This window comes from Jejubacter calystegiae, from assembly GCF_005671395.1.
GTDB classification, from domain to species: domain Bacteria; phylum Pseudomonadota; class Gammaproteobacteria; order Enterobacterales; family Enterobacteriaceae; genus Jejubacter; species Jejubacter calystegiae.
The window spans coordinates 1244726-1266690 of record NZ_CP040428.1; the positions used below are offsets into that span (position 1 = coordinate 1244726).

The following is a 21965-nucleotide window of genomic DNA, read 5'->3' on the forward strand; positions in this document are numbered from 1 at the left end:
TTATCTCGCTGATTTCAGGAGCAAACTCATGCGTAATTTTGATTTATCCCCCCTTTATCGTTCCGCTATTGGTTTCGATCGCCTGTTCAACCTGCTGGAAAACAATCAGAGTCAGAGCAACGGCTATCCTCCGTACAACGTTGAGCTGGTCGATGAGAACCACTACCGCATCGCTATCGCCGTGGCTGGCTTCGCCGAAAGCGAACTGGATATCACTGCGCAGGATAACCTGCTGGTGGTGAAAGGCGCCCATGCCACTGAGCAGAAAGAGCGGACCTATCTCTACCAGGGCATTGCCGAGCGCAACTTCGAGCGCAAATTCCAACTGGCGGAAAATATTCACGTTCGCGGCGCGAATCTGGTGAATGGCCTGCTGTACATCGATCTGGAACGCGTGATTCCGGAAGCGATGAAACCGCGTCGCATCGAAATTAACTAATTTTCCGGGTTGGCTACAGGGCCGGCCCATACTCACTGCTTGCCGAATTCGGGAGCAGACGCTGGTGCCAGGGGCACCGGTGCAACATGACTCGCTTCAAAGAAGGAGAAATGCCATGCGTAACTTTGATCTTTCACCGCTGCTGCGTCAGTGGATAGGCTTCGACAAACTCGCTAATGCGCTGCAAAGCGCCGGTGATGCTCAGGGCTTCCCCCCGTATAACATCGAAAAGAGCGATGATAACCACTATCGCATCACGCTGGCGCTGGCCGGTTTCCGCCAGGAGGACCTGGATGTGGAGCTGGAAGGCACCCGGCTGAGCGTGAAAGGGACGCCTCCGGCACAGGAAGGCGAAACCCACTGGCTGCATCAGGGGCTGGTGACTCAGCCGTTCAGCCTGAGCTTTACCCTGGCTGAACATATGGAAGTCTCCGGCGCGACCTTTACCAATGGTCTGCTGCATATTGACCTGACCCGCAACATTCCGGAAGCCATTGCTCCGCAGCGTATTGCCATCAGTGAACGCCCGGCGCTGAATAGCTGATTCGCTGTATGACGAAAGAAAGCTCCCATCCGGGAGCTTGAGACTGTTGATAAACCTGGGACGAACGCGTTCGGCCAGAAGCCCAGAAAAATAAACAAGGAAAATCAATTCATTGATTTTCTACTGATAAACCCAAAGAGGGAAAAACCCCGTTTTTTCCCTCTTTGTCATCAACCTGAAGCTCCCATCCGGTAGCTTTTTTTGTGCGCTGACCCCCTGTTCATTTGGGGGGGCTCTGTCAGAATCCCTTTTAACAGTATGGTTTACAGGGAAGTCTGATGAGCGGAATCGCATTAACGGTTAGCGTACTGGCGCTGGTGGCCGTCGTCGGGTTGTGGATTGGCAGTATCAAAGTCCGTGGTATCGGTATGGGCATTGGCGGTGTGCTGTTCGGTGGCATTATCGTCGGCCATTTTGTCGATAACGCCGGGCTGATGCTCAATGCCGATATGCTGCACGTATTACAGGAGTTCGGCCTGATTCTGTTCGTGTATACCATCGGCATCCAGGTGGGGCCGGGTTTTTTTTCCTCGCTGCGAGTTTCCGGACTGCGGCTTAATCTGTTCGCCATTCTTATTGTGCTGCTGGGGGCGTTGGTCACTGCGGCGCTACACGTTTTTTTCGCCGTGCCGCTGCCGGTTATCCTGGGTATTTTCTCTGGCGCGGTCACTAATACTCCGGCGCTGGGGGCCGGACAGCAGATTCTGAGCGACCTTGGTATGCCGACAACGCAGGTCGATATGATGGGTATGAGCTATGCCATGGCTTACCCCTTTGGGATCTGCGGTATTCTGCTTACCATGTGGCTGATTCGCCTGGCGTTTCGGATCAACCTTGAGCAGGAAGCCAGCCAGTTTGAAGCGAGCTGCGGCAGCGGTCAGGAACGTCTGCATACGCTCAATATTCGGGTCGAGAATCCTAACCTTGATAATCTTGCCATTCAGGATGTGCCGCTGTTGAACAGCGACAGCCTGGTCTGTTCGCGCCTGAAGCGCGGCGAGCTTCTGATGGTGCCGTCTCCGGCAACCCGTTTACAGAACGGCGATCTGCTGCACCTGGTGGGTAAAGAGCGGGATCTGCACGATGCGCAGCTGATTATCGGCAAAGAGGTGGCGACTTCGCTTTCCACTCGCGGTAGCGACCTGCGGGTGGAGCGGGTAGTAGTGACTAACGAGCGGGTGTTAGGAAAACGAATCCGCGATCTTAACTACAAGCAGCGTTACGATGTGGTGATTTCGCGCCTGAATCGAGCCGGTGTTGAGCTGGTGGCGGGGAGCGGCGCCAGCTTGCAGTTTGGCGATATCCTGACGCTGGTCGGCAGGCCGGGATCGATAGAAGCGGTGTCTGCGGAGATGGGGAATGCGCAGCAGAAGCTACAGCAGGTGCAGATGTTGCCGGTGTTTATCGGTATCGGTCTGGGCGTTCTGCTGGGCTCTATTCCGTTGTTTATCCCAGGTTTTCCGGCGGCGTTGCGTCTGGGGTTGGCCGGCGGGCCGTTGATTATGGCGATTATTCTGGGGCGTATCGGCAGTATTGGTCGCCTTTACTGGTTTATGCCGCCCAGCGCTAATCTGGTGCTGCGCGAGTTGGGCATCGTGCTGTTTCTGGCGGTGGTGGGGCTTAAATCCGGCGGTGACTTTCTGGATACCCTGGTTCAGGGCGACGGCCTGAGTTGGATCAGCTATGGTGTAGCGATTACTGCGTTGCCGTTGCTGGGGGTGGCGCTGCTGGCGCGTCTGTTCACCGGTATCAATTATCTGACTCTGTGTGGAATGCTGGCGGGCTCCATGACCGACCCTCCCGCGCTGGCGTTTGCCAATAACCTGCATGCCACCAGCGGCGCCGCGGCGCTCTCTTACGCCACGGTATATCCACTGGTGATGTTCCTGCGCATCATTACGCCTCAGTTACTGGTGGTGATGTTTTGGTAATTGTGGCGGTCCGTCCAGGAGGATGCGGATGGCTAAAATTACTATCCGTCGCTACGCTTCATTAAGGACTCAATTGCAACAAAGGGGATAACAGAAAATGCTCTATATCTTTGATTTAGGGAATGTCATTGTCGATATCGATTTCAGGCGCGTGCTGGGAGCCTGGAGCGATTTCAGCCGTATTCCCCTGGCGGAGCTGCAAAAGAGTTTTGTGATGGGAGAAACCTTTCACCGTCATGAACGCGGCGAAATCAGCGATGAAGAGTTTGCCAGCCAGCTGTGCCATGAGATGTCACTGCCTCTGAGCTATGAACAGTTTACCACGGGATGGCAGGCCATTTTCGTGGCGTTGCGTCCGGAAGTGATTGATATCATGAACCGGTTGCGTGAGCAGGGGCACAGGGTGGTGGTACTCTCCAACACCAATCGTCTGCATACTACTTACTGGCCGGAACAGTATCCGGAAATTCAGAGTGCTGCGGATCGCATCTGGCTGTCTCAGGATATGGGAATGCGTAAGCCGGAGCCGGGAATTTACCAAAAAGTCCTTAAAGAAGAGGGCTTCTCCGCCGAACAGACACTGTTCTTTGATGATAATGCTGACAATATTAACGGTGCCGAAGCGTGCGGAATCACCAGCATTCTGGTTACCGACAACCGCACCATTCCGGACTGGTTCGCCCGGCAGTAACCGTTCTGTTCTCTTTCCTCCTCGCGTTGATTTCATCCCCGTCTTGCCTGACGGGGAAATAGCTGTCACTCTCACAAACGGTTGTCCGTAAATAAGAAAGTGAAAATGATTGCATTAATTCAACGCGTCACCCGGGCTTCTGTCACCGTAGATCAGGAGACGACGGGTGAAATAGGCGCGGGACTTTTGGTTCTGCTGGGTGTCGAAAAAGAAGATAACCAACAAAAAGCCGATCGGCTCTGCGAGCGGGTGCTGGGTTACCGCATCTTCGGCGATGAGCAGGGGAAAATGAATCTCAACGTGCGCCAGGCGGGCGGTAGTGTCCTGGTCGTGTCGCAGTTTACGCTGGCGGCGGATACCGAACGCGGCATGCGCCCGGGATTTTCGCGCGGGGCCGCGCCACAGCAGGCAGAAGCGCTGTACGACTATTTTGTCGAACGCTGTCGCAGTCAGGGGGTGGAAGCCGCAACCGGCCGCTTTGCTGCCGATATGCAGGTGTCGCTGGTCAATGATGGCCCGGTCACCTTCTGGCTACAGGTCTGATACGCCGTCGGCAGTTTCCGGCGGCGGCAACAGGAGAGAGCACGGTTATGTATTACCTTCGCGTACCAGAAACCGAAGAAGAACTCGAATGTTACTACCAGTTCCGCTGGGAGATGCTGCGTAAGCCGCTGCATCAGCCTAAAGGATCTGAACGGGATGCCTGGGACGCCATGGCGCATCATCAGATGGTCGTGGATGAAGAGGGAAATACCGTCGCCGTAGGGCGCCTCTACGTCAATGCCGAAAATGAAGCCTCTATTCGCTTTCTGGCCGTTCACCCTTCGGTCCAGGAAAAGGGGTTAGGAACGCTGGTGGCAATGACCCTGGAGTCGGTGGCGCGTCAGGAAGGGGTGAAGCGACTGACCTGCAGCGCTCGAGAAGATGCGATGGAGTTCTTCTCCCGACTGGGGTTTGTGAACCAGGGCGAGATCACCACGCCCCAGACCACGCCGGTACGTCACTTCCTGATGATTAAACCGATACAGACGCTGGATGATATTCTGCATCGCGCCGACTGGTGCGGCCAGCTACAGCAGGCCTGGTATCAGCATATTCCGCTAAGTGAAAAGATGGGCGTGCGCATTCAGCAATATACCGGCCAAAAATTTATAACCACCATGCCGGAAATCGGTAACCAGAATCCTAACCATACGCTGTTTGCCGGTAGCCTGTTTTCGATAGCCACTTTGACCGGCTGGGGGCTGATCTGGTTAATGCTGCGCGAGCGTCACCTGGGCGGCACCATCATTCTGGCGGATGCCCATATTCGCTATAGCCGCCCGATTAGCGGGCGCCCCAGCGCCGTGGCCGATCTGGGATCGCTGAGTGGCGATCTCGACCGCCTGGCGCGCGGGCGCAAGGCCCGGGTTCAGCTTGAAGTGACGCTCTACGGGGATGAAACCGCCGGGGCGGTCTTTGAAGGCATCTTTATTGTCCTCCCCGCGCGACCCTTTGGGCCGCTGGAGGAGGGAGGAAACGAAGAGGAGTAGGCGGCAACGGGGCGCGTCGTTTAAAATTTATACGCCATTCCCAGCCAGAAATTGCGCCCCTCTTCAATAAATCCTTCGCTGTAGGCGTAGCGTGAGTCAAACAGGTTGTTGACCGAAACGTTAACGCTCAGGCCATAGCCCACATCATAATCCGCGCGCAGATGCGTCACGGCAAAACCCGCGGCCTTAAAGTCGTATTGAGTGGTGCTGTAACTGGACGTTCTCGCCTCTTCCGACAGCGTAAGCCGCAATTTCGGAATCGGCGTGATAGTCAGCCATCCATTAACTGACTGTGTGGGCGCTCCGGTGATATGGCGGATCTCTTTGCTTTTGGGCGAAGCGTGGATCAGACCATAGCTTATTCCCACGCTGAGATAGTCCGTGATGTCGCCCTTAATGCCCAGGTCCAGCCCGCTGAAATCAATCCGGCCGCTGTTTCTGTTCTGGTCGTGTCCCGGATCGATGCTCTGAGTCAGGATAGCGTCGCTGATGCGGTTATAATACACACTGATTTCGTAATCCCAGCTGCGCCAGGGGCTGCCGCTCAGGGTAACATCGATACCGCGCGCGCGTTCCGGCTGAAGGCTGGGGTTGATGAGTCCGACACGGTGTCCGGCGGGTTTATTGGTGGTGTAGCGCTCTTTTAGCGTCGGAAAGCGGGTTTTATCGGTTAACGCCAGCGCCAGGGTATGCCGGTCATTGAGTTGATACTTCGCCATGACTTCCTTGTTAACAGCGTGTTTGCTGTTTTCCGGATAATGGGTAATGGAGCCATTTCTTTCATGCGCCATCGCCTGTTTGCTGTCACGCCAGTCATAGCTGATACCGCCGACCACATTAAGCGCCTGGGTCGCTGTCCACTGATATTCGCTGGCCAGCGACCAGGTTCTGTCGCGGTATCGATCCTGGGAGCCATTACGCGTGCCGGTTGAACGGTGAATATCATCCTTCCAGTTTACGGCGAACGAGAGTAAATCGCTCTCCCTGAGATCGGTGGACAACTGAAGGCCCGCGCCATTGCTGAAATCGGCATAGCGGCTGTAGCCACCATTTTTATTCTTTAGTGCACTCAGTGAGTTATAGATTAAAAGCGTATTATTGAAGGTGTCGTGATAATAGCGACTCTTAAGGGTGAAATGATCGCCCATGTGCGTCGTTCCCTGATAGTAAAAACTTTTTTTGTCGTACTCTGGCCACTGCCAGTAGCGCGCTCCCTGGAGACTGTTCTTTCCGGTATAGGGCGGGTCACTCTTCGCGCCGTCCTGATAGGTATAGGTGAAGCTGTATTCATCGCTGCCGCGAGGAGTGAAGCCTATTTTAAGGGTGCCGCGTTTATCGTCGGTGGCGGAGTTGGCTATTTGGCCGTTGTGGCCGCTGATGTCATTATTCACATCGTGTGGCAGACCCAGATAATCCTGTTTAAAACGGCTGCCGCTGAACAGGATGTAGCCCAGATCGTGACTGACGCTAAAGGAGGCATAAGTATCGTAAGCGTTTTGCGATCCTCTGCTCCAGCCCTGACGATAACCCACGGACGCCTCCAGCTCTTTTCGGGGCTTACTGGTGGTGATATTAATGGCGCCGCCCATCTGGTTCGGGCCCTGTAGCAGGGAGGCATAGCTTTTTGACACTTCCACGGAACTGACGTCAGAGGTCATTATCCGCCCTAAATCAATATTGCCGTCATAGGGTACATAGATAGGAACGCCGTCGAGGTAGACAGGCACCTGGCGGTTATCCATTCCGCGTACCCGTATCTGTAACTCATTGCGCGCGCCGTGTTTTTGCAGTGTGACGCCAGGAATCACCGCCAGTGCTTCAGCGATATTTTTCTTATCCAGTTTTTCGATAGTCTCCCGTCCTAAAATACTGGTGGTTGTCGATGCCGGGCTGCTCCAGACGGTCATCGTCTCTTCTTGTTCCGCTGCGAAAGTATAAGAAGCCGCCGTTAGTGTGACAGCGACGCAAAGCGCGTTTGTTCTCCATTTCATATTCGTCGTCCTGGTTGTGTTATCTGTAGGGTGATACAAGGAAAAATTGGTTACTGAAGACAGTAACAGAATGATTTAAATATATTTTTATCAGCAATAAATGGGAAATTGCGCTATATAATGACATATATAGCGAAGGGGGTATTGCTCAGAATCACATGTTATGAAAAAAGGATTTATTTCAGAATTTCATAACCGGCGGGGAATGCTATGGATGGAGACAATGCGATATTTTCCTCTGGTGGTCCGCAGATCGCCAGAGGAGTGATGAACTCAGGGGGCTGGCATGGCGGCCTGAGGCACCAGCGGCGGTTGTGGCGCAGGCGTGGGCGCATTGCCTGTAAGCTCGCCGTTAACCCGCTGATGTTCCGTCTGGCGACCTTGCGTGTCGGTGACCTTCAACTGGCCGTTCAGGCCGGACTTCAGCGGCGTACCTGCCGCCAGGCTACCGTTCAGATTCAGCGTTATATTGCCGTTGCCCTTCTGGCCCGGTAGCGGCCAACCCCAGTGGTTCAACACATCGAGCGGTACGTTGCGGCCGTTCATCGTTAATGAGAACTGACGCTGCGGCAGTTGGGATACCGTGGCGCTGGCCTCCATCAGCCCTTCTCCGGCAAAAGCGCTCAGTTCGCTGACCCGAATCGCATCGGATGCCGCGTCCAGTTTGATTGAAGGATGTCGGAGATCGGTACGATTAAAGGTGGCCGTGGCGGCGTTCAGATTCAGGGTGCCGGACCACAATCCCCACTGGCGGTTGCGTACCAACTGAAGCTGGCTACCGCTGCCGTCCAGACCCGTAAGTTGGAATGGGAAGTCGGGATTGATATCGATCAGCAGGTTACGGCTGGCGGAGGCGCTTTTTACCGCGACGGTATTCAGCCATTCGGGCAGTTGCGTCTGCCACAGCGAGCGCCAGTTTTCGGGCAGCGTATATTCAACGCCCGCCAGTACCAGTTCGTTGAGCGCCAGAGTCTGACTGGTGCGCTGCCATTCGCCGCTCGTGCGCACCATACCGTTTTCCCAGCGTGAGGTGAACTGGCGCAGTTTCACGCCACCGGGCGCGAGATCGGCGTTAAAGATGGGGTCGAACAGATGCAGTCTGCCGTAGATAAGTTCGCTGGCATTTAATGACAGGGTGCCGTCGTCGCTACGCCATGCACCGTGATTCAGTGTGACATTACGCAGATTCATATCCAGATCGGTCACGGCCCATCCCGGTCCCTGGAGGCGGGCATCGGTCACATCCATATTGTTGATTTTCACCGAAGCCAGATCGGTTACCGGTTTCAGGAGTTCGCCTGGCGACTTGTCGGACTGCAGGCGAATATTGTTCAGGCGTAGCGTGTTGATCAGCCAGTGGCCGCTGACATCACGCCGGGCGCTGGCGGTCAGCGTGCCGCGCGACAGATCGGCGCCAATGGTGGTCAGCGTCAGGTTACGGTCGCGGATATTGCCCTGAACCAGAACGTTACGCGCCGGTATGCCATTCAGCGTTATTTCTCCTGCGCTTATTTCTATCTGCGCCTGCTTACCCAATGGATAACCCGCTTCCGGTAGCCAGGGGCTGATGCCGCCGTTGATCTGGTGTCCGCTCAACTGCCATGGATCTCCTGAGCGGTTTAGCGCCATTCGGTTCAGGCGCAGAGTATCGGCCTGCAACGGAACGGAAAGCGGGCGATTGTTCAGATTCAGGGTACCGTCGATGAGCGTGAGAGAGGCAACGTGGCGCGGCCTGGTCAACTGACGGCTGCTAAGACCGATATCCACGCTTTTCGCCACCAGAGAGGCCGGGTGGCCATTTTGCCCGAAGCTGACGTTATCCAGCACCAGATGGGTTGGGGAGGTCCAGCGGTGATCCAGACGATCGAAAGTCAGGTGATAGCGGCTGTTTTCGTTGATCCAACGGGTGACCTGGCTCGCCCCCCAGCGGGTTTGTACCACGATATACAGCGCCACAATCACCAGAATAATGGCGACAAGTAGCGTAACGATCAGTTTTTTAAGCAATGTGATTACCTCCATCCCCGGGGAAGCCTACAGGCTGTTATGCACGATTTAACGCATCGGCTCAAGAAGGAGAATCTCAAACAAAAACGGCGGGCGGTGAACAGAGTGTGCCACCGCCCGCCGTTTCAGGCCTGAAAGAACCGAAACGTTATGACTGTTTTTCCTGCTCCGGCGGGAAAATCAGGTTCAGCACAATGGCGGTGATACCCCCGGCGGCAATCCCGGAAGAGAGCAGATTTTTCACCCAGTCCGGGGCGAACTGCAGAATCAGCGGCTGTTGAGATACGCCAAGGCCAACGGCCAGAGACAGGGCGATAATCATGATGGCGCGGCGGTTCAGCGGCTCGCGAGAGACGATACGCACGCCCGAGGCCGCAATGGTCCCGAACATCACGATGGTGGCCCCGCCCAGCACCGGCTCCGGAATATGCTGCACAAAACCGCTAACGGCCGGGAACAGACCCAGTACCATTAGCATCAGCGCCACCACAAAGCCCACGTAGCGGCTAGCGACGCCGGTCAGCTGAATAACACCATTATTCTGACCAAAGCAGGAGTTCGGGAAGGTATTAAAGATGGCCGATACGAAGGAGTTTAGACCGTTCGCCAGCACGCCTCCCTTCAGGCGTTTCATATAGACCGGGCCGGAGACCGGCTGTTCGGACACATCGGAAGTGGCGGTAATATCGCCGATGGTTTCCAGCGAAGTGATCATAAAGACCAGCATCAGCGGCAACAGCAGATTCCAGTCGATGCCCAGGCCATAATAAAGCGGGGTCGGCACCATAAACAGCGAGGTGTTGGTCGGTGTGGTATCTGCCGGTAGCATATCCATTCCCCAGGCAATCAGGTAGCCAATCGCCATGGCGATCACCAGCGACGAGATACGCAGATAGGGGTTACGCTGACGGTTAAGCAGAATAATGGTCAGCAGCACCGCACCAGCCAGCAGCAGGTTTTTCGGTGCGCCAAAGGTGTGATCGTTCATCGCCGCATAGCCGCCGCCGATAGAGGTCAGCCCCACCTGAATCAGCGACAGGCCGATTATCATCACCACCACACCGGAAACCAGCGGCGTAATAATGCGGCGCGCCAGGTGAAGTACCCGGGAAATAATCATCTCGGTACAGCTGGCCAGCATCAGCGTGCCGAACAGCGCAGCCATCATGCTGGGTACATCGGCGCCGCCGTTCTTCAGCGCCAGGCCGCCCATAATCAACGGAGACACAAAGTTAAAGCTGGTTCCCTGAATCGACAGCAGGCCGGAACCAACTGGTCCCCATGCTTTGATCTGGATAATGGATGCAACGCCGGAGGCAAACAGCGACATACTGATAATGTGCTGAGTATCGGAAGCGGGCAGGCCCAGCGCCTGGCAGATTAGCAGAGCGGGGGTAATGACGGCGACGAACATCGCCAGCAAATGCTGCAGGGCAGCAAACAGCGTCTGGGGCAGCGGCGGTCGGTCTTCCAGACGATAGATTAATTCGCTGGTGCTGGTCCGGGTTACCGGTGGCGCATTTTCCGGTTTAGCGGCTTTGGCGTTGGCGGACATTAAAACAATCCCATAGTGGAAAAGCGGTGATTTTATCGGAGTGTGACGGGTAAAAGCAAACGATTGCTTTGCGGAAGTGCAAATATTTAAAACTGCAAAACAGGACTTTTATATAACTTTTGACCACTTTTTGTTTAGAATCCGGTTCCTGTTATTAAAACACAGAGAAAAACAGGGGAAGTGTTTCGCGTTTGAGCGAAACGTTGTGCGATAAAGGAGCTCACTATGTTTCACCTCGACACCCTCTCCACCCTCGTAGCCGCTACGCTGGTTCTGTTGCTCGGACGTAAACTGGTCCAGGGCGTTCCTGTTTTAAAGAAATACACTATTCCTGAACCGGTTGCGGGCGGTTTGCTGGTGGCGTTAGCGCTACTGGTGCTGAAACTGAGCATCGGATGGGAAATCGACTTTGATATGAGTCTGAAAGACCCGCTAATGTTGGCTTTCTTTGCGACCATTGGCTTGAATGCTAACCTGGCCAGTCTGCGTTCCGGCGGCAAGGTACTGGGTACCTTCCTGATTGTGGTGGTGGGACTGTTGCTGATGCAGAACGCTATTGGCATCGGTATGGCCAGCCTGCTGGGGTTGGATCCGCTGATGGGGCTGCTGGCGGGTTCAATAACCCTGTCCGGTGGTCACGGAACCGGTGCGGCATGGAGTAAGCTGTTTGTTGAGCGCTATGGTTTTGAAAATGCGACCGAAGTCGCTATGGCCTGCGCTACCTTTGGCCTGGTGCTGGGGGGGTTGATCGGCGGTCCGGTGGCCCGCTTCCTGGTGAAGCACTCCTCCACGCCGGAAGGCATGCCGGACGACAGCGAGACGCCGAGTGCATTCGAAAAACCGGCCATTGGCCGCATGATTACCTCGCTGGTGCTGGTGGAAACCATTGCGCTGATTGCAATCTGTCTGACCGTGGGTAAAGTGGTTGCGCAACTGCTGCAGGGCACGGTCTTTGAGTTGCCAACCTTCGTTTGTGTTCTGTTTATTGGGGTTATCCTCAGCAATACCCTGGCATTCCTGGGGTTCTATCAGGTTTTCGATCGAGCGGTCTCTGTTCTGGGCAACGTCTGTTTGTCGCTATTCCTGGCGATGGCGTTAATGAGCCTCAAGCTGTGGGAACTGGCGTCGTTGGCGCTGCCGATGCTGGTGATTCTGGCGACCCAGACGCTGTTTATGGCGCTGTACGCCATCTTTGTGACCTGGCGATTTATGGGTAAGAACTACGATGCAGCGGTTCTGGCGGCAGGTCACTGCGGCTTTGGCCTGGGGGCGACCCCGACGGCTATCGCCAATATGCAGGCCATTACAGAGCGTTTTGGTCCGTCCCATATGGCCTTCCTGGTGGTGCCGATGGTCGGAGCTTTCTTTATTGATATCGTGAACGCGTTGGTGATTAAGCTCTATCTGCTGCTGCCGATTTTTGGCTAGCAAATCACGTACATTCTGTACAGAACGGATTACGGCCATCACTGCCCGTAATCCGTTTTTTATGAATTTTGCCGCGGTTGTGCAAAAAAGTGAGGGGATCTTCGCAGCAATAGCTGTTCATTTCGGAAAGGTATTTGGTGATGGTGCAATATAAGGCGCATAGCGCCTGAGGTTTCTGCCTTCTGGCGGAAGAGGTCAGGCGTTGGAGTAGCGTTCGGTTTCCGGCATCCAGCGTTCGATAAGCGCCTGAGCCTGTTCCGGCCAGCGTTCGTGGATATGGCGGGCTACGCGCTGCACTTCTGGGATCATGGCCTGATCGCGTAGCAGGTCCGCAACTTTGAATTCCGCATTACCAGTCTGGCGGGTACCCAGTAATTCGCCGGGGCCGCGAATCTCCAGATCCTTCTGGGCGATAACAAAACCGTCGTTACTGTCACGCAGTACCTGCAGACGCTTCTGAGCCGTTTTTGACAGCGGCGATTTATAGAGCAGTACACAGTGTGAGGCCACGGCGCCACGCCCGACGCGGCCGCGTAGCTGATGGAGCTGGGCCAGACCCAGCCGTTCCGGGTTTTCGATAATCATCAGACTGGCGTTGGGAACGTCCACCCCCACTTCAATTACCGTGGTGGCTACCAGCAGGTGTAGCTCGCCCTGTTTAAAGGCCCGCATGACCTCCTGCTTTTCCTGAGGCTTCATGCGACCATGCACAAGTCCGACATTCAGCTCGGGTAGTGCCACTTTCAACTCCTGCCAGGTGGCTTCGGCGGCCTGGGCTTCCAGCAGATCGGACTCTTCAATCAGGGTACAGACCCAGTAGGCCTGACGACCTTCCTGAAGGCAGGCATTGCGTACCCGTTCGATAATATCGACGCGTCGGGTATCGGGGATCGCCACCGTCGTCACTGGCGTGCGACCCGGCGGCAGCTCGTCGATAACAGAGGTATCGAGATCGGCATAGGCGGTCATGGCCAGAGTTCGGGGAATGGGAGTGGCGGTCATAATCAACTGGTGGGGATGGAAACCCTGCTGCTCGCCCTTTTCCCACAGCGCCAGGCGCTGGTGTACGCCAAAACGATGCTGTTCGTCGATAATCACCAGAGCCAGACTATGGAACTGCACCTGCTCCTGAAAGATGGCGTGGGTGCCCACCACCATAGAGATCTGGCCGCTGGCGATGGCCTCCTGCTGGGCCTGACGCGCTTTCCCCTTCTGCTTGCCCGCCAGCCAGCCGACCTCGACGCCCAGGGGCTCAAACCAGGCGCGGAAGTTGTTGGCATGCTGTTCTGCCAGCAGTTCAGTTGGCGCCATCATTGCCACCTGCTGACCGTTGGCGATAGCGCGCAACGCTGCCAGTGCGGCGACCAGCGTTTTACCGGAGCCAACATCGCCCTGGACCAGGCGCATCATCGGGGAATCCAGGGCCATATCGCGCTCGACATCCGCCACCACGCGCTGCTGGGCGCCGGTGGGTTTAAAAGGCAGTGCGGTCAGAAGGGCATTTTTCAGATTGTCCTGCGCTTCCAGGGGGCGGGCCAGATACCGTCTGGCGCCAGCACGTAACGCCAGCATGCTGAGGTTATGGGCCAGTAACTCTTCCAGAATCAGGCGGCGCTGGGCCGGATGTTTACCGCTTTCCAGATCGCTGAGCTGCAGCGATGGCGGTGGCCGGTGCAGCGTACGTAGCGCATCCGGCAGACTCATCATGCCAGAGGCCAGCTCTGGCGGCAGCAGTTCGGCAATGGCGCAGCTTTCCAGCAAATCCAGTGCCTGGTCCGTGAGTTTGCGCAGCGTGGCCTGGCGCACTCCTTCGGTGGTGGGGTAAACCGGTGTGAGCGTCTCCTGCAGTTCGGGCGTTCCCTGTTCCCCCTGAATGCGATATTCCGGGTGGATCATCTCGGCGCCGTGTTGCCCGCGCTTCGCCTCACCCCAGGCCTGTACTCGCCGGCCGGGGGCCAGACTGTTTTTCATGGCCGCGTTAAAGTTGAAGAAGCGCAGGGTAAGTATGCCGCTGCCGTCGCTTATCTGGCAGACCAGCATACGGCGTCGACCAAAGGTAATGCTGCTATTCAGGACTTCGCCTTCCACCGAGGCATAGACGCCGGGCAGAAGTTCGCCAATGGGGTAAAGTCGGGTGCGGTCTTCATAGCGCAGCGGCAGATGCAGCAGCAAATCTTGGACGTTGTACAAGCCAATCTTCGCCAGCTTCTCACTCTGACTGGCGCCAACGCCAGTCAGCGAATGGAGTGGAACGGCGTCAAGAAGTCGGCCTTTCATGGCTCACCCTGCCGCCTGCATAGCGGCCCACCAACCAGGCTCAGCATCAATTTCGCCGCTGTCGGTAATGTGAGGGTAGGGTAATCCTTTACGCTTTGCCACTTTCGCCAGCACCGGGAACCCTCCTTCGAACAACAGGCGCTGCTGATCGGCATCGGGCAGCATGCTGTTGTGCCGCTGGTACATGCCGGCATTCTGGCGCTGACGCTGCGCTTCATAAAGAATCAGGGCCGATGCGACGGAAACATTCAGTGACTGCACCATACCGATCATCGGAATAATGATGTCGCAATCGGCCAGGTCCAGCGCTTCCTGAGTGATGCCGGTTTTCTCCTGCCCCATCAGAATACAGGTGGGGCGGGTATAGTCGATTTCACGAAAATCGACGGCGCTATCGGAAAGATGAGTCGCCAGAATCTGCATGCCCTGCTGTTTCAGATGCACAACCGCATCGTCGATAGTGGGATGGGTCTTCACCTGCACCCAACTGTTGCTACCTGCGGCGGAGGAATACATGGTGCGGAGGCGATTGCCCGGCCAGATCGCATGGACCTCATGTACACCAACGGCATCTGCGGTACGGATAATGGCAGAGACGTTATGGGGTTTATGTACCTGCTCCATACACACCGTCAGGTCGGTCTGGCGACGGGCCAGCATCTCGCGGATTCGGGCGTGGCGCTGCAGGTTCATGATTAGTTTCTGTTGCGGGTGACTTTTATCACATCCGGCATTACGCGAATCTTACGCATAATGTTTGCCAGATGGATACGGTCGCGGGCCGTCAGGCGGATAAAGGCGGTGTAGACACGACCGTCTTTTTCTTCCGTATTCAGACTCTGAATATTCGAACCAGCCGTGTTAATCGAGGCCGTCAGGTTGGCCAGTGCGCCCTGGTGGTTAAACATATCCACCTTAATTTCAGTAATGAATTCCTGCTCGGTCTCTTTATCCCACTCGACCGCCATAAACTTCTCTGGCTCTTTCTGGTAGCCGCGAATATTACGGCAGGATTCATGATGGATAACCAGCCCTTTACCTGGACTCACGTGTGCCACAATGGGATCGCCAGGAATGGGGCGACAGCACTTGGCGAAGGTGATCAGCACGCCATCGGCGCCTTTGATCGGCAGGTGATGGTGATTAGTGGCCGTACCTTGCTCGGAAGAAGTTTCGCCCTGTAGAAGGTTTTTGGCGACGACGACGCTCATGGCGTTACCCAGACCGATTTCCGCCAGCAGATCGTCAAGAGAGCCGAGCTTCATGCGATCCAGCTCGCGCTGGATATCCTGCTGAGGGATTTCTGCCAGTTTACGGCTACCGCCCAGCGCGTGATTCAGCAGGCGACGCCCCAGGCTGACGGAGTCATCACGCTTGAGATTCTTCAGCATCTGACGGATGCGCGCCCGGGCTTTCGAGCTCACCACAAAGTTAAGCCATGCGGCATTGGGGCGGGCGCCAGGCGCGGTGATAATTTCGACGGTCTGGCCGCTGGCCAGCGGCTGGGAAAGCGGGTAGGGCTGTCTGTCGACGCGGGCGCCGACGCAGGCATGACCGATATCGGTATGTACCGCGTAGGCAAAATCCACCGGCGTGGCGCCGGTAGGCAGTTCGACGATGCGTCCTTCGGGTGTGAAAACGTAAATCTCATCCGGGAACAGATCGGATTTTACGCTCTCGATAAATTCAAATGAGCTACCGGCGCTCTGCTGAAGTTCCAGCAGGCTTTGCATCCAGCGCTGGGCGCGGATCTGCGCGGTGGTGCTGCTTTCGCCCTGCTCTTTATAGGCCCAGTGGGCGGCAACCCCCATCTCGGCCATCTGATCCATATCTTCGGTACGGATCTGCACTTCCACCGGCACGCCGTGCGGCCCGATCATCGAAGTGTGCAGCGACTGATAGCCGTTGGCCTTGGGAATGGCGATATAGTCTTTTACCCGGCCAGGGCGTGGCTTATACAGGCTATGCATCTGCCCCAGAACCCGGTAACAGGTATCGACATCTTTCACGATCACGCGGAAGGCATAAATATCCATGATCGAGTGAAAACGCTGCTCTTTCAGCACCATTTTGCAGTAGATCGAATACAGATGCTTCTCACGACCGCTAACGCGACAGGGAATTCCCGCTTCCTGGAGCCGCCCTTCAATTTCCGAGAGGATTTTTTGAATCATCTCTTTACGGTTCCCGCGCGCTGCTTTAACGACTTCTTTAATGACGCGATAGCGGTTGGGATAAAGGGCTTCAAATCCCAGCTCTTCCAGCTCGGTCTTCAGGTTATGAATACCCAGACGATGGGCCAGAGGGCTGTAGATCTCCAGTGTTTCCCGGGCGATGCGGCGCCGTTTATCCGGACGCAGGGCGCCCAGGGTCCGCATATTGTGGGTGCGGTCGGCCAGTTTAATCAGAATGACGCGGATGTCTTGCACCATCGCCATAATCATTTTGCGGAAGTTTTCCGCCTGGGCCTCTTTTTTGTCGCGGAATTTAAGCTTATCCAGCTTAGAAACCCCTTCCACCAGTTCGGCAACGCTTTTGCCGAACAGCTGTTCCATATCCTGGTAGGTGGCGGGGGTATCTTCAATCACATCATGCAGCAGGGCGGCCATGAGCGTTTCATAGTCGAGTTTCATCTCGGCCAGAATGCAGGCCACCGCTACCGGGTGAGTGATATAGGGTTCGCCGCTTGAACGTGTCTGGCCCTCGTGAGCATCACGCGCAACTAAATAAGCCTGTTGCAGACGCTTAATCTGGTCTGCAGGCAGATAGTTTTGAATCAGCTGATTCAGGCTTTCGAACAGATACAAAGGTTACCCGCTATGTGAATTAACGACGGCCTTCGGCAATAGCGGTGACGGCCTGGATTTCAGCGGCTTCCTGCTCCTGCTGCTCCTGGCGCTCGCGCACATCAAGGATCTGATTATTGATCAGACCTTCTTCGATTTCGCGCAGTGCGATAACGGTCGTTTTATCGTTTTCTTCCGGTACCAGCGGATCTTTGCCGCCTACCTGCATCTGACGAGCGCGACGCGCGGCGACCAGTACCAGGTCAAAACGGTTACCAATTTTCTCTACAGCGTCCTGAACAGTTACGCGTGCCATATTTAAAATGCTCCACAGGTGAAGAAATGACTGGGCATGATACGAAAACCAGGCTCAGTCTGCCAATAGTTTGGTGATTAAAGCGTCATGTCGCTGTTTCTGACGACCCATGCGCAGACGCTCTGCGCGAATAATGGTCTTCAGATCGTTCAGCGCGGTATCGAAATCGTCGTTGACGATCAGGTAATCATATTCGGCGTAGTGGCTCATTTCCGCTACCGCCAGCGCCATACGGCGGGAGATGACCTCTTCGCTATCCTGCCCGCGGCCACGCAGGCGGCGATCCAGCTCCTCTTTCGAGGGAGGCAAAATAAAGATGCTGCGCGCCTGCGGCATCCTGTTGCGAATCTGCTGGGCTCCCTGCCAGTCGATATCCAGAAAGATATCCACTCCGGTAGCCAGCACCTGCTCGATAGTTTCGCGCGAGGTGCCGTAATAATTGCCGAACACTTCCGCGTGCTCCAGGAAAGCATCCCGGGCGATCATTTGCTGAAACTCTTCTCTGTCTGTGAAGAAGTAATGCTCGCCGTGCACCTCGCCGGGGCGAGCCGCGCGCGTAGTGTGTGAGACGGAAACCTGAGTATCGTACAGCGGTTGCGTTTTCAACAGAGCCTGAATCAGGCTGGATTTACCCGCACCGCTGGGCGCGGAAACAATATAGAGCGTGCCCTGAACCATGAATTCTTTACTTAGATATGTATAAATGGAGTGTTTATACCCGCCTATTATACACGTCGCCGCGGCCTGACGTAGCTTTTGTCACATCTTTCCTGGCGTTTTGTTCACCATTGCGAACCGTTTTCCTGTTTTTATGCTGGCGTTATGCAACAGCGAAATAAGCCTGGAATCTTTCCCGAATAATCAAACCCTGGCGCTGGGAGCGGTTATCGGTCAGCGCTAGTGTTGGCCCGAAACACCACGGAGGGGGAGGGAAGGATGTGGAAATGTGTGTTGTTATGGTTGGTGAGTTTCGCGGCGCTGGCGGAATGTCCGGCCTGGTCTGCCGGTCAGTTACGGCAGGAAACCGGGCGGCTGGCGCAGAAAATCGCGTTATGGGATCGCGCTTATCATCAGCAGGGCGAAAGCCAGATAAGCGACGCATTGTACGATCGTCTTAGCGAACGCCTGGCGCGTTGGCGCCGCTGTGCGGGGGAACCGCCGCGGGATGAACGCCGTTTGCCGGGGCGGGGGAATCGCGAGCACCCCGTTGCCCATACGGGGGTGGCGAAACTGCGTGATGTAATGGCGTTGACGGCGTGGATGCGCGACAAAGGGGCTCTTTGGGTTCAGCCGAAAGTGGACGGCGTCGCCGTGACCCTGGTGTATCGTGGCGGGCGGTTTGAACAGGCGATCAGCCGGGGCGATGGACTGCAAGGCGAGGACTGGACGGAGAAAGCCAGGCTCATTCCCGCCATTCCTCAGCATGTGCCAGCCCCCCTGGCAGACAGCGTGCTGCAGGGAGAGATATTTCTGAAGCGTGACGGGCATATCCAGGGGCGCGATGGCGGGATGAATGCGCGTGCGACAGTCGCGGGCGCCATGATGCGGAAAAAACCGCAGTCCGATATCTACCGGCGGTTAGGACTCTTTATCTGGGCCTGGCCGGATGGTCCAGTCCGGATGCAGGAGCAGTTAGAGATACTGGCTGGCGCAGGCTTTACCCTGACGCGTGACTGGTCTGAGCCGGTCAGCGATGCCACTCAGGTGGTCAGGTTACGTGACCGCTGGCTCAATCAGCCGCTACCCTTTGTGACCGATGGTATCGTGATTCGCAGTGAACGGGTGCCGCCATCTGCTGCCTGGCGCCCGGGGCAGGGGAGCTGGATCGCGGCATGGAAATATCCGCCTCAGCTTCAGGTCGCATCGGTTAAAAAAGTGCTGTTCCAGACTGGCCGCACCGGCAGAGTGGCGGTGGTTCTGGCTCTGGAGCCGGTGATGCTGGGCGATAAGCGCGTCACCAGGGTCAATATCGGTTCCGTGAAGCGCTGGCGACAGTTAGATGTCGGCCCAGGGGATCTGATTAGCCTGAGTCTGGCGGGGTTGGGCATTCCTCGGCTGGATGAGGTAGCCTGGCGTGCGGTGTGTCAGACCGATGCTTCCCCATTGCCGAATGAGGGGGGAACCCTCGACTGCTTTCGGGATACTGCGGTCTGCCGGGAGCAGTTCCTGGCGCGCCTGATCTGGCTGGGTCAGCGTCAGGCTCTGGATATTACCGGTCTGGGGCCGTCAGGCTGGCGGCAACTGCTACAGACACACCGCTTTGAACATCCATTTAGCTGGCTGGCGCTATCGCCGCAGGCGCTGCGTCTGACGCCGGGTTTTTCGCCACAGCGTGCCGCGGCGCTCTGGCATCGCTTTAATTTAACCCGCCGTATGCCTTTGCCGCGCTGGATAAAGGCGCTGGGACTTCCTTTGCCTGAACAGGCCTCGCTTTCGCTGGCGGAGGTCCGCTGGCCACAGCTCATGAGCTGGAATGAACTGGAGTGGCGTCGCCTGCCCGGGGTAGGGGCGGTACGTGCCAGAGCGCTGATGGATTTTATCCATCACCCGGATGTGATGATGATAGTGGACTGGCTTACTCGTCAGGGGGTTGAGGCCTTTGCCGATATGAGCAAGGCCGTTAATGGGACGAATGATTATAGTGAAACACCGGCAACCCCAACCGAAAGCGCAGTGCCAGCAGGCGGGCGGTAAAGCCGAACAGCAGGGTGGCGATCACAACCGTATCCTGACTGGTGACCAGATGTTGCAGAGCAATATAAAGTACGGCGGAAGCGAAGGAGATACCGGCGTACAGCTCTTTCTGGAATACCAGAGGAATGCGTTTACAGAACATGTCGCGCAGTACGCCGCCAAAAACGCCGGTAATGACTGCGGCGATGGCGGCGATAACGGGCCCTTCCCCCATATCCAGCGCGATTTGAGCGCCGATAATGGAAAACACCACCAGGCCCAGGGCATCGAGCACCAGAAACAGGCGTCGCAGGTGCGGCATCACCGGGGCCAGAATGGTGGTCACAACTGCGGCTATTGCCACAATAACCACATATTCCGGATGCTTTACCCAGCCAAGAGGGTAATGGCCCAGCAGGAGATCGCGTACCGAGCCGCCGCCCAGGGCGGTGGCTGTTGCAATAATAATGACCCCGAAGGTATCCATGCGGCGGCGGCCTGCAGCCAACGCGCCCGTCATGGCTTCCGCGGTTATTCCAATAAGGTAAAGAATGTGTAGCAGCATTGCGTTCTCCGTCACTGTTGCGGCGCAGGGTAACGAGTTACGGTGAAATCCTCGATTGAGATTTTTTGTAGAAGGCTTTATTGATAAGTTTTTTTAATGATGTGATTGCACTATTTTTATGTTTTTATTCAATTTTTATACTTTCCTTCCTGTTTTTTATCATAAGTATTTCCTGTCTTTTTATTGCATGAATGACCTGTTATCACTTCCTGCCAGGCTATACCGGGTTCCGTCGTTAATGGCGTGACTAAAGGTGCGCTTCGCTAATTTTTCGATTTTTTTCTGCGCAAACAATAGTCAACAAAGTTCATATTCTAATTATTACCCAGTGCAAAAAAGTTATTTCTTATAGGATTTAACTGAATCCTCTATTTTTGTATGGATATGTGTTTGGGGGTTTTTCTTTTTTAAAACGTAAGGTTACTTAAATAATCAGACTGTTTAGCTGAATTTTTCCGATTGTTGGGCATGTATCAATGGGATTGAATTGTATTCTCTGTCATGTAAAATCTTGAAAAAACTTTTTAACAATAAAATAACCATAGGGTTTTGCGGTGTAAAACCCCTGCGGTAGCTATGCCTTAACCCTACAAATATCAGGGAGTGGAGAACCCACTCATCTGTCTGAAAATATGCATTTCAGTGCCTGTCACGAAAATAACAACATGTTATTTCCCTTTGATAATCAAATAAAAATGTAACCTGTAGTGGAAAAAATAATGAAGATGAGAATCATCCTAACTTGTTTGGTTGTTACAGCAATATCGGGTTGTCAGGCGCCAGCGCCAGCGCCCTCCATCACAGACGATACGATTGTCTCGTCGGAAGTAAACGGCACAACGCTGACTCACCGCCATGCGGTTGTGCCACCCAGGGAATTTAAACCCATTAATAAAGAGTACCGGGCGCTGTATGGTGCTGCAGTTATGAGTACGCCGGGCTTTGGCGGTACGGAGATCCGCCGTCTACAAAGCGGCGCCACCTATAACATCCTGGGCCAGGCAGAGAACTTCTGGATGGCCGTTGCCGAGCGCGGTAGAGGCGAAATGATTGGCTATGTGCCTCTGCGCTCGGTGGTGCCCAGCGAACGCTATGAGCAAACCATCCGACGTCCGCGCCCGGCGCGTCGTGCCGCACCGAAACCGGTGAAGCAAAATAACTGCGTCGACGTAGGCAGCAGCAGCACCGCTTGCCGCAATGCGGATAGCGGTACCTGGATTATCGACTAAC

General features: G+C 55.5%; 18 protein-coding genes. 9 read left to right on the forward strand and 9 right to left on the reverse strand.

The annotated features are described in order from the left end of the window. The first annotated feature begins 28 nt into the window (after positions 1 to 28). From ibpA to fabY, 6 genes are all read left to right on the forward strand, one after another. Complete coding sequence (gene ibpA, locus FEM41_RS05760) at positions 29 to 439, forward strand: small heat shock chaperone IbpA (RefSeq protein ID WP_138095082.1); 411 nt, start codon at positions 29 to 31, stop codon at positions 437 to 439. 115 nt (positions 440 to 554) lie between these two features. Next, positions 555 to 983 carry a small heat shock chaperone IbpB gene (ibpB, locus tag FEM41_RS05765; RefSeq protein WP_138095083.1) on the forward strand — a complete coding sequence of 143 codons (429 nt, stop codon included), beginning with the start codon at positions 555 to 557 and terminating at the stop codon, positions 981 to 983. A 278-nt stretch (positions 984 to 1261) separates the two neighbouring features. Further along, a complete protein-coding gene (locus tag FEM41_RS05770) occupies positions 1262 to 2914 on the forward strand; it encodes a putative transporter (protein ID WP_138095084.1) in 1653 nt (550 codons plus the stop codon). Between the two features lie 97 nt (positions 2915 to 3011). Next, on the forward strand, positions 3012 to 3605 hold the full coding sequence (gene yihX / locus FEM41_RS05775) for a glucose-1-phosphatase (RefSeq protein WP_138095085.1): 594 nt from the start codon (positions 3012 to 3014) through the stop codon (positions 3603 to 3605). A 105-nt stretch (positions 3606 to 3710) separates the two neighbouring features. Next, positions 3711 to 4148 carry a D-aminoacyl-tRNA deacylase gene (gene dtd, locus FEM41_RS05780; RefSeq protein WP_138095086.1) on the forward strand — a complete coding sequence of 146 codons (438 nt, stop codon included), beginning with the start codon at positions 3711 to 3713 and terminating at the stop codon, positions 4146 to 4148. Positions 4149 to 4195: 47 nt separating this feature from the next. Next, positions 4196 to 5137, forward strand: coding sequence for a fatty acid biosynthesis protein FabY (gene fabY, locus FEM41_RS05785; RefSeq protein ID WP_138095087.1), 942 nt, complete (start codon positions 4196 to 4198; stop codon positions 5135 to 5137). A 20-nt stretch (positions 5138 to 5157) separates the two neighbouring features. Here fabY and FEM41_RS05790 read toward each other — a convergent pair whose 3' ends face one another. The 3 genes from FEM41_RS05790 to FEM41_RS05800 all read right to left on the reverse strand — a co-directional run bounded on the left by FEM41_RS05790 (position 5158) and on the right by FEM41_RS05800 (position 10690). After that, entirely contained in the window at positions 5158 to 7128 is a 1971-nt protein-coding gene (locus tag FEM41_RS05790) for a TonB-dependent receptor plug domain-containing protein (protein WP_138095088.1), read from the reverse strand. A 273-nt stretch (positions 7129 to 7401) separates the two neighbouring features. Then, positions 7402 to 9141 carry an AsmA family protein gene (locus FEM41_RS05795; RefSeq protein WP_138099120.1) on the reverse strand — a complete coding sequence of 580 codons (1740 nt, stop codon included), beginning with the start codon at positions 9139 to 9141 and terminating at the stop codon, positions 7402 to 7404. Positions 9142 to 9283: 142 nt separating this feature from the next. Then, positions 9284 to 10690 (reverse strand): nucleobase:cation symporter-2 family protein, encoded by a 1407-nt coding sequence (locus FEM41_RS05800; protein ID WP_138095089.1) that lies wholly within the window; start codon positions 10688 to 10690, stop codon positions 9284 to 9286. A 225-nt stretch (positions 10691 to 10915) separates the two neighbouring features. Here FEM41_RS05800 and gltS point away from each other — a divergent pair, with 225 nt between their 5' ends. After that, complete coding sequence (gene gltS, locus FEM41_RS05805) at positions 10916 to 12118, forward strand: sodium/glutamate symporter (RefSeq protein WP_138095090.1); 1203 nt, start codon at positions 10916 to 10918, stop codon at positions 12116 to 12118. A 195-nt stretch (positions 12119 to 12313) separates the two neighbouring features. Here the strand turns inward: gltS and recG are convergent, their stop codons facing one another. The 5 genes from recG to gmk are packed head-to-tail and all read right to left on the reverse strand — an operon-like array spanning position 12314 to position 18175. Next, entirely contained in the window at positions 12314 to 14395 is a 2082-nt protein-coding gene (gene recG / locus FEM41_RS05810; RefSeq protein WP_138095091.1) for an ATP-dependent DNA helicase RecG, read from the reverse strand. 3 nt (positions 14396 to 14398) lie between these two features. Beyond that, the gene (gene trmH, locus FEM41_RS05815) at positions 14399 to 15088 is read right to left on the reverse strand and encodes a tRNA (guanosine(18)-2'-O)-methyltransferase TrmH (RefSeq protein ID WP_138095092.1); all 690 of its coding nucleotides are present in this window, start codon (positions 15086 to 15088) and stop codon (positions 14399 to 14401) included. A 2-nt stretch (positions 15089 to 15090) separates the two neighbouring features. Continuing rightward, on the reverse strand, positions 15091 to 17202 hold the full coding sequence (gene spoT / locus FEM41_RS05820) for a bifunctional GTP diphosphokinase/guanosine-3',5'-bis pyrophosphate 3'-pyrophosphohydrolase (protein ID WP_138095093.1): 2112 nt from the start codon (positions 17200 to 17202) through the stop codon (positions 15091 to 15093). A gap of 19 nt (positions 17203 to 17221) precedes the next feature. Beyond that, positions 17222 to 17497 carry a DNA-directed RNA polymerase subunit omega gene (rpoZ, locus tag FEM41_RS05825; protein ID WP_000135057.1) on the reverse strand — a complete coding sequence of 92 codons (276 nt, stop codon included), beginning with the start codon at positions 17495 to 17497 and terminating at the stop codon, positions 17222 to 17224. A gap of 54 nt (positions 17498 to 17551) precedes the next feature. Further along, the gene (gmk, locus tag FEM41_RS05830; RefSeq protein WP_138095094.1) at positions 17552 to 18175 is read right to left on the reverse strand and encodes a guanylate kinase; all 624 of its coding nucleotides are present in this window, start codon (positions 18173 to 18175) and stop codon (positions 17552 to 17554) included. A 258-nt stretch (positions 18176 to 18433) separates the two neighbouring features. Here gmk and ligB point away from each other — a divergent pair, with 258 nt between their 5' ends. Continuing rightward, positions 18434 to 20191: an NAD-dependent DNA ligase LigB gene (gene ligB, locus FEM41_RS05835; RefSeq protein ID WP_138095095.1), complete on the forward strand. Its 1758-nt coding sequence runs from the start codon at positions 18434 to 18436 to the stop codon at positions 20189 to 20191. Here the strand turns inward: ligB and FEM41_RS05840 are convergent. After that, a complete protein-coding gene (locus FEM41_RS05840; RefSeq protein ID WP_138095096.1) occupies positions 20118 to 20735 on the reverse strand; it encodes a trimeric intracellular cation channel family protein in 618 nt (205 codons plus the stop codon). The genes ligB and FEM41_RS05840 overlap by 74 nt on opposite strands. Before the next feature lie 719 nt (positions 20736 to 21454). Here FEM41_RS05840 and FEM41_RS05845 point away from each other — a divergent pair. After that, complete coding sequence (locus FEM41_RS05845; RefSeq protein WP_138095097.1) at positions 21455 to 21964, forward strand: SH3 domain-containing protein; 510 nt, start codon at positions 21455 to 21457, stop codon at positions 21962 to 21964. Position 21965 lies beyond the last annotated feature (1 nt).